We start from the raw sequence: 10,748 nt of genomic DNA on the forward strand, positions 1-10,748 counted from the left end.
ATGGTGAGCATGCTGCGCATCGTCACGCTGAACACCTTCCAGGCCGGGTACCGCGTCGTCTCGGAATGGGCCGCAAGCAACGGTCACGAGCTCGTCCTGCTCGTCACGCTGCCGTCCGGCGGTGAGCGGTACGATGCGACGGCGCCCCCGCTGGTCGCGAGCGTGCCGCCGGAGCTCGACGTCCTGGTGACGAAGAAGCTGCGCGGCGTCGCCGCGCCGGTGATCGAGGCGTTGGAGCCGGACCTGATCATCTCCGCGGCGTTCCCCCGGCTGATCCCCGACGAGGTGCTGAAGATCCCGCGGTACGGCGCCCTGAACTGCCACCCCTCACCGCTCCCGGCCGGCCGCGGTCCGAACCCGCAGCGCCTGATCTACGAGGGAGCCGACGAGGTCGCGGCGAGCGTCCACCGCACCGAGCCCGGTTTCGACACCGGCGCGGTCCTCGCACAGCGCTCGATGCCGCTGCCCGCCGATCTCAACGGCGGCCCGCTGATGGAGTCGTGGCGGACCCTGCTCACCGCCTGCCTGGACGAAGCCGTTCCGCGCGCGGTCGCCGGCGATCGCGGCGATCTCCAGGACCCGTCGAAGGTGACGGAGGCTCCGGCGTTCACGCCCGAGGAGCACGTCCTCGACCTGACCGAGCCCGCGGCCGTCGTACGGCGGAAGGCCGCGGCGCTCAACATCACCGCGGTGCGGGCACGGGTCCTGCTCGACGGCGCCGAGTACCTGGTCGCCCGGACCGATCCCGCCGAGGCCGCGGCCGGGAAGCCGGGGAGTGTCGTGGCCTCGCACCCGGACGGCTTCACCGTCCGGACCGCCGACGCCGCGCTCCGATTGACTGCCGCACGCAGCTGACCTGCTGGAAACGGCGAAAGGCCCCGGTCGACTGACCGGGGCCTTTCGGGTGCTACGGGTGAGCCGAGGCTCAGGCGTCGTCCTCGCCCAGCATGTTGCGGGTGATGTTGGGGTCCACCTGGACGCCCGGACCCATCGTGGTCGAGATGACGGTCTTCTTGATGTAGCGGCCCTTCGAGCTGGAGGGCTTCAGCCGGAGAATCTCCTCCAGCGCGGCGCTGTAGTTCTCCACCAGCTGGGCCTCGTCGAACGACGCCTTGCCGATGATGAAGTGCAGGTTCGCGTGCCGGTCGACCCGGAACTCGATCTTGCCGCCTTTGATGTCGGTGACAGCCTTCGTCACGTCCGGGGTGACCGTTCCGGTCTTCGGGTTCGGCATCAGACCACGCGGGCCGAGCACGCGGCCCAGCCGGCCGACCTTGCCCATCAGGTCGGGGGTGGCGACGACGGCGTCGAAGTCCAGCCAGCCGTCGGTCACCTTCTTGATCATGTCGTCGTCGCCGACGTAGTCGGCGCCGGCGGCCTTGGCGGCCTCGGCCTTCTCACCGGTGGCGAAGACGAGGACCCGTGCCGTCTTGCCGGTGCCGTGCGGAAGGTTGACGGTGCCGCGCACCATCTGGTCGGCCTTGCGGGGGTCGACCCCGAGGCGCATCGCGACGTCGAGCGTCGAGTTGAACTTCTTGCTGCCGGCCGCTTCCTTGGCGAGCTTGATCGCCTCGAGCGGGCTGTACAGGTGATCGAAGTCGATCTTCTCCGCGATGCTGCGGTAAGCCTTGCTGCGCTGTGCCATTACTTGTCTCCTGTGTGCGGACGCTTCTGCTCGCGTCCGTTGTGGTGGTGGCGGACGACCTTCGTCGTCCTTCCACAACTGCTGGGGGTACTACGGATGAGCCGGACGGCTCACTTGTCGACGGTGACGCCCATCGAGCGGGCGGTGCCCTCGATGATCTTCATCGCGGCGTCGATGTCGCGGGCGTTCAGGTCCGGCATCTTGGTGGTGGCGATCTCGCGGACCTGGTCCTTGGTGATCTTGCCGACCTTGTCCTTGTGCGGGACCGGCGAGCCCTTCTGCAGGCCTGCCGCCTTCTTGATCATCTCCGGCGCCGGCGGCGTCTTGGTGACGAAGGTGAAGGACCGGTCTTCGTAGATCGTGATCTCGACCGGGACGACGTTGCCACGCATGGACTCTGTCTGGGCGTTGTACGCCTTGCAGAACTCCATGATGTTGACGCCGTGCGGACCGAGAGCGGTACCGACCGGCGGTGCCGGCGTCGCGGCACCGGCTTGCAGCTGCACCTTGACCAGGGCAGCGATCTTCTTCTTGGGAGGCATTTCGGGTCCTTAGACTTTCTGGATCTGGCTGAAGCTGAGTTCCACCGGGGTTTCCCGGCCGAAGATCTCCACCAGCGCCTTGATCCGCTGGGCGTCGGCATTGATCTCCGTGATCGTGGCGTGCAGGGTCGCGAACGGCCCGTCGACGACCATGACCGAGTCGCCCACACCGAAGTCGGCGACCTCGACCTTCTTCTTGGCCGCGGTCTTGGTGGGTGCGGCACCGGTCTCGGCAGCCGCCGCCTCGGCCGCCGCCACGACGGCCGGAGCGAGCATCTTCTCGACCTCTTCGAGGCTGAGCGGTACGGGCTTCTGGCTGTTGCCGACGAAGCCGGTCACCGACGGCGTGTGCCGCACGGTCGACCAGGACTCGTCGGTCAGGTCCATCCGGACCAGCACGTAGCCGGGGAGCACGGTGCGCTTCACCATCCGGCGCTGCCCGTTCTTGATCTCGGCGACCTCTTCGGTCGGCACGACGATCTCGAAGATGTAGTCCTCCATGTTCAGGGAGGTGATCCGGTTCTCCAGGTTCGACTTGACCCGGTTCTCCATCCCCGAGTACGTGTGCACCACGTACCAGTCGCCGATCTGCGAGCGCAGCGTGGCGCGCAGCTCCTCCAGCGGGTCGCCCGGCTCCTCCGGCTCGGCCTCTTCCTCGGCCTCGTCGTCGGTGCCGGCGTCGTCCGCGGCGGCAGCCGGTACGGCGGCCTCGGCGTCGTCGTCCTCGTCATCGTCGTCGGAGTCGCCACCGTCGGAGAAGACGATCTCGTCGTCCTCGACCTGCTCGTCGGTGTCGTCCGGCGCGGTCTCGGCGGTCTCGGCGGCCAGCTCGTCGGTCGCGTCCTCGACGTCGGCGGCGGTGACCACCTCGTCGTCCTCGGCGGCGTTGGCCGCCGCCACGATCACGACCGGCTCGTCGTCGGAGTCGTCCGCGTCGGCGTCGCCGTCCTCGGCGTCGTCGTCGGCGACGTACTCGGCCTCGGCCTTGTCGTCGACGTCCGCGAACGGGTCGTCGTCGTCATCGGCCAGCTCGACGTCGTCATCGTCGTCGTCGAGGTCCAGGTCGAGATCCAGATCCAGCTCGACGTCGTCATCGTCGTCGGCCACAGCGGACACGTCGAAGTCGTCCTCGAAGTCGAGGACCTCGTCGTCACGCTCGGACACGTTGTACTCCGTCATCTCTGCATCGGGTGTTGTCTGCGGGCCTGGGGCGGTCGGCTCGGTGCGGGACCGTACGGCCGGTGGATCGCTACGGCGAGGGCGGTCAGCCGAAGATCTTGAACATCGCCCAGCCGAAGGCGAGGTCGAGCACGGACACGATCGCGATGACGAACACCACGAAGGTCAGCACGACCACGAAGTAGGTGGAGAGCTGCTTGCGCGTCGGCCAGACGACCTTGCGGAGCTCGGCGACCACCTGGCGGTAGAAGCGCAGCAGCCGGTTTCCCGACTTGCTCTCCGCAGGCTTGCCGGCGCCGGACGGTGCCGGGGTGCGCGTCTCCGTCACGACCTACCTCTTTCGCTAGCGGCGGCCTGACCGGCCCTGCGCCGGTCAGGAGTTGCAGGGCACGAGGGACTTGAACCCCCAACCTTCGGTTTTGGAGACCGATGCTCTGCCAGTTGAGCTAGTGCCCTCTGCAATCTCTCCCGGACGCCGCTGACCTGATCTCGGGCATGCCGGATCAGGGCCATCTACGCCCGGACTAGAAGAGTGTACGGGGTGGAAGCCACCTGGTCGAACTGAGGCCTGCCCCGCCACGACCCCACCGGGCGCCGTACCGCGAGCAGAACCATACAGCCTTCACCGGGTACAAACGCCACCCACCCCACGATCGTTCCCGGCCTCCCGGCGGCTCGAGGTGTCACCAACCGATACCGAGATGTCACCGCGGCGGCAGTGGTGCCAGGATGGGGGCATGGCTTCCCGCATCTCTGCACGGATTGGTGCAATCTCCGAGTCGGCCACGCTGGCGGTCGATGCCAAGGCGAAGGCGCTCAAGGCGGCCGGTCGTCCGGTGATCGGCTTCGGCGCCGGCGAACCGGACTTCCCGACGCCCGACTACATCGTCGAGGCCGCCGTCGTGGCCGCCCGCGATCCGAAGAACCACCGCTACAGCCCGGCCGGTGGTCTGCCCGAGCTCAAGCAGGCGATCGTCGAGAAGACCAAGCGGGACTCCGGCTACGAGGTCGAGGCGGCCCAGGTCCTGGTGACCAACGGCGGCAAGCACGCGGTCTACAACACCTTCGCGACGCTGCTCGACCCGGGCGACGAGGTGCTGCTGCCGGCGCCGTACTGGACGACGTACCCGGAGACCATCCAGCTGGCCGGGGGCGTCCCGGTCGAGGTGCTGGCCGACGAGAGCCAGAACTACCTGGTTACCGTCGAGCAGCTGGAGGCGGCCCGGACCGAGAAGACCAAGGCGCTGCTGTTCTGCTCCCCGTCGAACCCGACCGGCGCGGTGGACACCCCCGAGGCGATCGAGGCGATCGGCCGCTGGGCGCTCGAGCACGGCATCTGGGTGATCACCGACGAGATCTACGAGCACCTGACCTACGGCGACACCAAGTTCACCTCGCTGCCGGTCGCGGTGCCCGAGCTCGCCGACCAGACCGTGGTCCTGAACGGCGTCGCCAAGACGTACGCGATGACCGGCTGGCGGGTCGGCTGGATGATCGGCCCGAAGGACGTCATCAAGGCCGCGACCAACCTGCAGTCGCACCAGACCTCGAACGTGAACAACGTCGCCCAGCGCGCCGCGATCGCCGCGCTCACCGGCGACCTGTCCGCCGTCGACGAGATGAAGGTCGCGTTCGACCGCCGCCGCAAGCTGATGGTCTCGATGCTGAACGAGATCCCCGGCGTCGAGTGCCCCGAACCGACCGGCGCGTTCTACGCCTACCCGTCGGTCAAGGGCGTCCTCGGCAAGGAGATCGCCGGCCGCACCCCGACCACCTCGGCGGAGCTGGCCGAGATCATCCTCGACGAGGCCGAGGTCGCCGTCGTACCGGGCGAAGCCTTCGGCGCCCCCGGCTACCTGCGCCTCTCGTACGCCCTCGGCGACGACGACCTGACCGAAGGCGTCTCCCGAATCACCAAGCTCCTCAGCTGATCCCAACTCGCACGACGGCCCGCCGGACCCCACGTCCGACGGGCCGTTCGCGTTCCGCGCCACGCCGCCCTGAACAGGTGACCCGCCCACACCTCCACGTGCTGCGCGCTACTCCTGCTGGGCCAACCGGCGCCCCTCCCCGCCGCCTTCATCCCGCCGCTGCACCTCCCACGCAGCGCCCCCTCCCACCACCGCACCATCCACCCAGCGCCCCCTCCCACCGCCGCACCCAGCGCCCCTCCCGCTGACCAACCACACTGCTCCTCACCCGGCCGCCGCCGCCTCAGCCCGCGCCAACCTCCCCGGCCGCATCACCGCCGACCCCTCTCCAGAGCGCCCAACCCCACCCGACCCACACCCCTCTTCACCCGGCCGCCGCGACCTCAGCCCCCACCAACCTCCCCGGCCGCATCACCCGCCGGCCCTCGCCTCCAGCCCATCGTTAGCCGTCTCGGGACCGCCCGGTTTCCTGGATTCCGCGAGCTGTCGGTAACCTTCTGTGATGGCGCCACGCGACCTTCGGCTGCTGCCGAAAACCCATCTGCATCTGCACTTCTCCGGGTCGATGCGTCACCTCACCCTGGTCGAGCTGGCCGACAAGCACGGCGTCCGGCTCCCCGACGCGCTGCGCACCGACTGGCCGCCGGACCTGTCGGCCGCCGACGAGCGCGGCTGGTTCCGCTTCCAGCGCCTGTACGACATCGCCCGGTCGGTGCTCCGGACCGAGGACGACGTCCGCCGCCTGGTCCGCGAGGCCGCCGAGGACGACGCCGCCGACGGCTCCCGCTGGCTGGAGATCCAGGTCGACCCGTCCGGCTACGCGAACCGCTTCCACGGCATCACCGAGTTCACCGACCTGGTCCTCGACGCCGCCCGAGACGCCGCCGCGACGACCGGCATCGACGTCCAGGTCGTGATCGCCGCCAACCGCACCCGCCACCCCCTCGACGCCCGTACCCTGGCGCGCCTGGCCTCCCAGTACGTCGGCCGAGGCGTCGTCGGCTTCGGCCTCTCGAACGACGAACGCCGCGGCACCACGTCCGAGTTCGCCCCCGCCTTCCGCATCGCCCGCAACGCCGGCCTCCTGGCCGCCCCGCACGGCGGCGAGCTCTGCGGCCCGAGCACCGTCCGCACCTGCCTCGACGAGCTGGGCGCCGGCCGCATCGGCCACGGCGTCCGCTCGGTGGAAGACCCCGACCTCCTGAAGCGCATCGTCGACGCCCAGGTAGCCCTGGAAGTCTGCCCCGCCTCCAACGTCTCCCTCGGCGTCTACCAACGCCCCGAAGACGTCCCCCTGAGGCAGCTGTACGAAGCGGGCGCCCGCATAGCCCTGGGCGCGGATGACCCTCTCCTCTTCGGCTCCCGCCTGGCCGAGCAGTACGAAACAGCCCGCACCGTCCACGCCTTCACCGACCACGAGCTGGCCGACCTGGCCCGAGGCTCGGTCCTCGCCTCCACAGCCCCCGCCGAGACCCAAAAGGCCCTACTCGCCGACATCGACACCTGGCTAGGCGCCGACCTGCCCGCCCCCACCCCGACGTACTAGTGCCCTTCGAGTCCGTCTACCTGGCCCGCCACAGCCAAACAGAGTGGAACACCACCGGCCGCCGCCAAGGCCGGCTGGACTCACCCCTCACCCAGCTGGGCCTCCGCCAGGCCCACCAAAACGCCGCCCTCCTCCGCCCCCACCCCATCGACGCGATCTTCACCAGCCCACTCCCCCGAGCCCGCCGCACCGCCGAAATCCTCGCGACCGCCATCGGCCTGCCGGTCCACAGGCTCGAAGACCTCGCCGAGGTAGACCACGGCGAGTGGTCCGGCCTCACCTCGGCAGAGATCGACACCGCCTGGCCGGGCCGACGTGCCGAGCGCGACCAGACGAAGTACACCTTCACGTTCCCCGGCGGCGAGAGCTACGCAGCTGCCGACCTCCGCGCCGAACGAGCCCTGAAACTCGTCGCCCACGCCGGATCACGCCACCCACTGCTCGTCTCCCACGAGATGATCGGACGCATGCTGGCCAAGCAACTAGTCGGCCTGACCCCAGCCGAAGCCCTGGCTCGCCACCAGCCCTCCGACGTGGTCTACGTGGTGCGCCCCGACGGGACGATCAACGTCCTGAAGAGTCCCGAGTAACTGCGCCTCGGCTGGGTACCGAAGGCCTCCAATCGCCACACCACAAGGAGTACGACGATGGAGGCCAGCCAGACCGGCACCACCCAGGACGTGATCGACGTCCTGACCTCGGATCACCGCGAGTTCGAGCAGCTCGTCGCGCAGATCACCGCCACCGCCGATCCAGCAGAGCGGCGGGACACAGCCGACCAGCTGATCGCCGAACTGGTCAGGCACGCCGTGGCAGAAGAGATGTTCGTCTACCCCGCCATGCGCGAGCACCTGCCCAACGGCGAAGAGGCGGTCGAGCACGACAAGCAGGAGCACCACGAGCTCGAAGTACTGATGAAGCGCCTGGAAGGCCTCGACGCCGCGGACCCGCAGTTCATGGAAACCATCGCGGAACTCCGGGACGTACTGCGCGACCACGTCCAGGACGAGGAGGGCGAGCAGTTCCCGTTGCTGCGGGCCAACATCCCCGCGGATCGGCTGATCAGCCTGAAGGAGAAGGTGGAAGCAGCCAAGAACGCAGCCCCGACCCGCCCGCACCCGGGCGCACCGAACTCCGCGCTGTTCCACAAGCTCGTCGGCCCGGGCGTGGGCCTCGTGGACCGGCTGCGCGACCGACTCAGCGACCGGTCGACCTGACGCAGGCCCTTGGCCTATCGCCAGCCGGGTCGGCCGCTGGTTGCAGCGCCCGAGCTGTTGATGCCAGGAGCCCTCGTCCGCGTCCGGAGAAGTGCCTGAAAAGTGCGCACAGAAGGCCGGTTCGGTGCATTGTCCGCGGTCCCTCGCGCAGGCGACACTTTGCTGCATGACGACGCCGACGAAGATCCTGTTGCCCGAGGACGAGCTGCCGACCCGGTGGTACAACGTGCTCCACGACCTGCCGACGCCGCCACCGGCCGTGCTGCATCCGGGCACCGGGCAACCGGTCGGCCCGGAGGATCTGGCGCCGTTGTTCCCGATGGACCTGATCCTGCAGGAGGTCTCCCAGGAGCAGTACATCGACATCCCCGGCGAGGTCCTCGACGTCTACCGCCTCTGGCGACCAAGCCCGCTCTACCGCGCGCATCGCCTGGAGAAGGCACTCGACACCCCGGCCCGGATCTACTACAAGTACGAAGGCGTCTCCCCGGCCGGTAGCCACAAGCCGAACACGGCCGTCCCGCAGGCGTACTACAACGCCAAGGCCGGGATCCGGAAGCTGACCACCGAGACCGGCGCCGGCCAGTGGGGCACCGCGCTGGCCTTCGCCTGCGCGCAGTACGGGCTGGAATGCGAGGTCTGGCAGGTCCGAGCGTCGTACGACCAGAAGCCGTATCGGCGGGCGATGATGAAGGTGTTCGGGGCGACCGTGCACCCGAGCCCGTCCGACCTGACCGAGGCCGGGCGCAAGATCCTCGCCGAGGACCCGGAGTCGACCGGTTCGCTCGGGATCGCGATCAGCGAGGCCGTCGAGATGGCCGTGCAGGACGAGTCCGTGCACTACGCGCTCGGTTCCGTGCTGAACCACGTGCTGCTGCACCAGACGATCATCGGCGAGGAAGCGCTGATGCAGCTCGCGATGGTCGGCGAGACGCCGGACGTGATCGTCGGCTGCACCGGCGGCGGCTCGAACTTCGGCGGCCTCGCGTTCCCGTTCCTGCGGGAGAAGTGGGCCGGCCGGCAGTCCCCGGTGATCCGCGCGGTCGAGCCCGAAGCCTGCCCGTCGCTGACCCAGGGCACCTACGCGTACGACTTCGGCGACACGCTGGGGATGACGCCGCTGATGAAGATGCACACGCTCGGCCACGACTTCGTCCCGGACCCGATCCACGCCGGCGGTCTGCGGTACCACGGGATGAGTCCGCTGATCAGCCACCTGTACGAGACCGGCGAGATCGAGGCGATCGCCAAGCCGCAGTCGGAGTGCTTCGCCGCCGGCGTCCTGTTCGCCCGGACCGAGGGCATCGTCCCCGCGCCCGAGCCGACCCACGCCCTGGCCGCCGCGATCGAGGAAGCCCAACGCTGCAAGGAGTCCGGCGAGGAGAAGGTCATCCTGACCGCCCTCTGCGGCCACGGCCACCTGGACCTTGCGGCGTACGACGCCTACCTGTCCGGCGCGATCACCGACCGCGCCTGGGACGACGCCGACCTGCAGGCCTCGGTCGCCGCCGCTCTTGAGAAGCTCCCCGCCGTGAACTGACACCGAATCTCCCGCGCGGCCATCCCTGACCCGCGCGGGAGAAGGTCAACGGCCGCGCTTCCACCAAGGCTTCGGCTGCTTCGGGACCGCGGTCAACCAGCTCTCCGGAATCTCCCAGCGCTTCGCCTCCAGCGTCGCGAAGTACTGCTCTTTCAGAGAGTCCGGCAACCAGTACGTCGCCCGGTGGTGATCCACGACCTCGAAGTACGTCGTACTCCGCCCTCGGCTCCACACCGTCGCGGCCGACGAGCAGTAGGCCAGCCGCGTGTAGTCCCATCGCGCCTGATCGTCCTCCAGCGCGAACCGCCGCTCGTGCACGGTGAACGGTCCCCACTTCACCACCGGCCACTGCGCCGACTCCTCGATCAACCCCTGCACCAGAGCCCGATCGTCGGTCATCTCGTCCGGCAGCAACAACCGCCGAGGATCCAGCACCGCCTCGACACCCCAGGCGCCCGCCACCTGCAGAAAGGTCTCCAGCAGAGCGAACCCGATCTCAGCCCGCCCGAACCCGTTCAACTCAGCCCGCAGCGTCGTGATCGCTTCCTCCGGCACGTTGCTCAGCTTATCGGGCGGGTACCGCGTACTCATGAGCGACGACGCACAGGCATCCCCGCGGCCGAGACCGGAAGGAGTCGACGACCAGACCGTCCTGGCCGTCGGCCGCCTCACCCACGCCCTGGAAACGGTCAACCGCGCCCGCGGCTACCTCTACGGCTTCCACGAACTCACCGGCCGCGCCGACAACGAACTGGACGAGGTCCTCCAACTCTTCCGCGACGCCGGCCACGACGAGTTCGCCGCCAAACTCGAACGCGACCTCCTCGGCCGCAACGTCATCGACGACCGCTGGACCTTCCAGATCGTCGACGACTACGACACCGGCTACTACGCCCTGTTCACCGACCTGGAACAAGAAGCCCGAGACACCTTCTGCCAAGGCGTCCGCCACCTCCGAGAAGCCGAAATGAAACGAGACCGCCGCACCCCCGGCGACCCCAACCACACCCTCAAACCCGACAAAGACCACCCCAAGTAACCCACCCCGCCCCGCCGCAGCATCCGAAACACCCGAGGCAGACGGTCCTACCCCCACCACCGGCGGGGCTGGTCCCCGCTAGGACGGCCTGGCGGTCCTTGCCCCACTC

At 69.0% G+C, this 10,748-nt stretch carries 12 protein-coding genes and 1 tRNA gene; 7 read left to right on the plus strand and 6 right to left on the minus strand.

Going from position 1 to position 10,748, the window contains the following annotated elements; all coding sequences use genetic code 11:
- Complete coding sequence (locus tag ABD235_RS33705; RefSeq protein ID WP_344181618.1) at nucleotides 1-855, plus strand: methionyl-tRNA formyltransferase; 855 nt, start codon at nucleotides 1-3, stop codon at nucleotides 853-855.
- A 70-nt stretch (nucleotides 856-925) separates the two neighbouring features.
- Here the strand turns inward: ABD235_RS33705 and rplA are convergent, their stop codons facing one another.
- The 5 genes from rplA to ABD235_RS33730 all read right to left on the minus strand — a co-directional run bounded on the left by rplA (nucleotide 926) and on the right by ABD235_RS33730 (nucleotide 3,822).
- Complete coding sequence (gene rplA, locus ABD235_RS33710; protein WP_344181620.1) at nucleotides 926-1,645, minus strand: 50S ribosomal protein L1; 720 nt, start codon at nucleotides 1,643-1,645, stop codon at nucleotides 926-928.
- 110 nt (nucleotides 1,646-1,755) lie between these two features.
- Entirely contained in the window at nucleotides 1,756-2,187 is a 432-nt protein-coding gene (rplK, locus tag ABD235_RS33715; RefSeq protein ID WP_077019194.1) for a 50S ribosomal protein L11, read from the minus strand.
- Nucleotides 2,188-2,196: 9 nt separating this feature from the next.
- A complete protein-coding gene (gene nusG / locus ABD235_RS33720) occupies nucleotides 2,197-3,054 on the minus strand; it encodes a transcription termination/antitermination protein NusG (RefSeq protein WP_425553219.1) in 858 nt (285 codons plus the stop codon).
- 397 nt (nucleotides 3,055-3,451) lie between these two features.
- The gene (gene secE / locus ABD235_RS33725; protein WP_020388149.1) at nucleotides 3,452-3,694 is read right to left on the minus strand and encodes a preprotein translocase subunit SecE; all 243 of its coding nucleotides are present in this window, start codon (nucleotides 3,692-3,694) and stop codon (nucleotides 3,452-3,454) included.
- 55 nt (nucleotides 3,695-3,749) lie between these two features.
- A tRNA-Trp gene (locus tag ABD235_RS33730) sits at nucleotides 3,750-3,822 on the minus strand.
- 281 nt (nucleotides 3,823-4,103) lie between these two features.
- On the opposite strand from ABD235_RS33730, the gene ABD235_RS33735 reads away from it, so the two are divergent.
- From ABD235_RS33735 to ABD235_RS33755, 5 genes are all read left to right on the plus strand, one after another.
- The gene (locus ABD235_RS33735) at nucleotides 4,104-5,297 is read left to right on the plus strand and encodes a pyridoxal phosphate-dependent aminotransferase (RefSeq protein WP_344181623.1); all 1,194 of its coding nucleotides are present in this window, start codon (nucleotides 4,104-4,106) and stop codon (nucleotides 5,295-5,297) included.
- A 502-nt stretch (nucleotides 5,298-5,799) separates the two neighbouring features.
- Nucleotides 5,800-6,843 (plus strand): adenosine deaminase, encoded by a 1,044-nt coding sequence (locus tag ABD235_RS33740; RefSeq protein ID WP_344181625.1) that lies wholly within the window; start codon nucleotides 5,800-5,802, stop codon nucleotides 6,841-6,843.
- Nucleotides 6,843-7,433 (plus strand): histidine phosphatase family protein, encoded by a 591-nt coding sequence (locus tag ABD235_RS33745; RefSeq protein ID WP_344181627.1) that lies wholly within the window; start codon nucleotides 6,843-6,845, stop codon nucleotides 7,431-7,433. The genes ABD235_RS33740 and ABD235_RS33745 overlap by 1 nt, the downstream gene beginning before the upstream one ends.
- Before the next feature lie 57 nt (nucleotides 7,434-7,490).
- On the plus strand, nucleotides 7,491-8,060 hold the full coding sequence (locus ABD235_RS33750) for a hemerythrin domain-containing protein (protein ID WP_344181629.1): 570 nt from the start codon (nucleotides 7,491-7,493) through the stop codon (nucleotides 8,058-8,060).
- Nucleotides 8,061-8,226: 166 nt separating this feature from the next.
- Nucleotides 8,227-9,600 carry a TrpB-like pyridoxal phosphate-dependent enzyme gene (locus tag ABD235_RS33755; protein ID WP_344181631.1) on the plus strand — a complete coding sequence of 458 codons (1,374 nt, stop codon included), beginning with the start codon at nucleotides 8,227-8,229 and terminating at the stop codon, nucleotides 9,598-9,600.
- Nucleotides 9,601-9,645: 45 nt separating this feature from the next.
- On the opposite strand, the gene ABD235_RS33760 is transcribed toward ABD235_RS33755, so the two are convergent.
- Nucleotides 9,646-10,155, minus strand: a complete 510-nt coding sequence (locus ABD235_RS33760; protein WP_344181633.1) for a hypothetical protein — start codon at nucleotides 10,153-10,155, stop codon at nucleotides 9,646-9,648.
- Between the two features lie 34 nt (nucleotides 10,156-10,189).
- On the opposite strand from ABD235_RS33760, the gene ABD235_RS33765 reads away from it, so the two are divergent.
- The gene (locus ABD235_RS33765; protein WP_344181635.1) at nucleotides 10,190-10,639 is read left to right on the plus strand and encodes a hypothetical protein; all 450 of its coding nucleotides are present in this window, start codon (nucleotides 10,190-10,192) and stop codon (nucleotides 10,637-10,639) included.
- Nucleotides 10,640-10,748: the final 109 nt, after the last annotated feature.

This window comes from Kribbella lupini (assembly GCF_039529595.1).
GTDB classification, from domain to species: domain Bacteria; phylum Actinomycetota; class Actinomycetes; order Propionibacteriales; family Kribbellaceae; genus Kribbella; species Kribbella lupini.

Bases quoted from the DNA above. Each gene is read 5' to 3' on its own strand.
- ABD235_RS33755 (WP_344181631.1), top strand. From the start codon at position 8,227: ATGACGACGCCGACGAAGATCCTGTTGCCCGAGGACGAGCTGCCGACC.
- rplK (WP_077019194.1), bottom strand. From the start codon at position 2,187: ATGCCTCCCAAGAAGAAGATCGCTGCCCTGGTCAAGGTGCAGCTGCAA.
- ABD235_RS33750 (WP_344181629.1), top strand. From the start codon at position 7,491: ATGGAGGCCAGCCAGACCGGCACCACCCAGGACGTGATCGACGTCCTG.
- ABD235_RS33740 (WP_344181625.1), top strand. From the start codon at position 5,800: ATGGCGCCACGCGACCTTCGGCTGCTGCCGAAAACCCATCTGCATCTG.
- ABD235_RS33705 (WP_344181618.1), top strand. From the start codon at position 1: ATGGTGAGCATGCTGCGCATCGTCACGCTGAACACCTTCCAGGCCGGG.
- ABD235_RS33765 (WP_344181635.1), top strand. From the start codon at position 10,190: ATGAGCGACGACGCACAGGCATCCCCGCGGCCGAGACCGGAAGGAGTC.
- ABD235_RS33735 (WP_344181623.1), top strand. From the start codon at position 4,104: ATGGCTTCCCGCATCTCTGCACGGATTGGTGCAATCTCCGAGTCGGCC.
- rplA (WP_344181620.1), bottom strand. From the start codon at position 1,645: ATGGCACAGCGCAGCAAGGCTTACCGCAGCATCGCGGAGAAGATCGAC.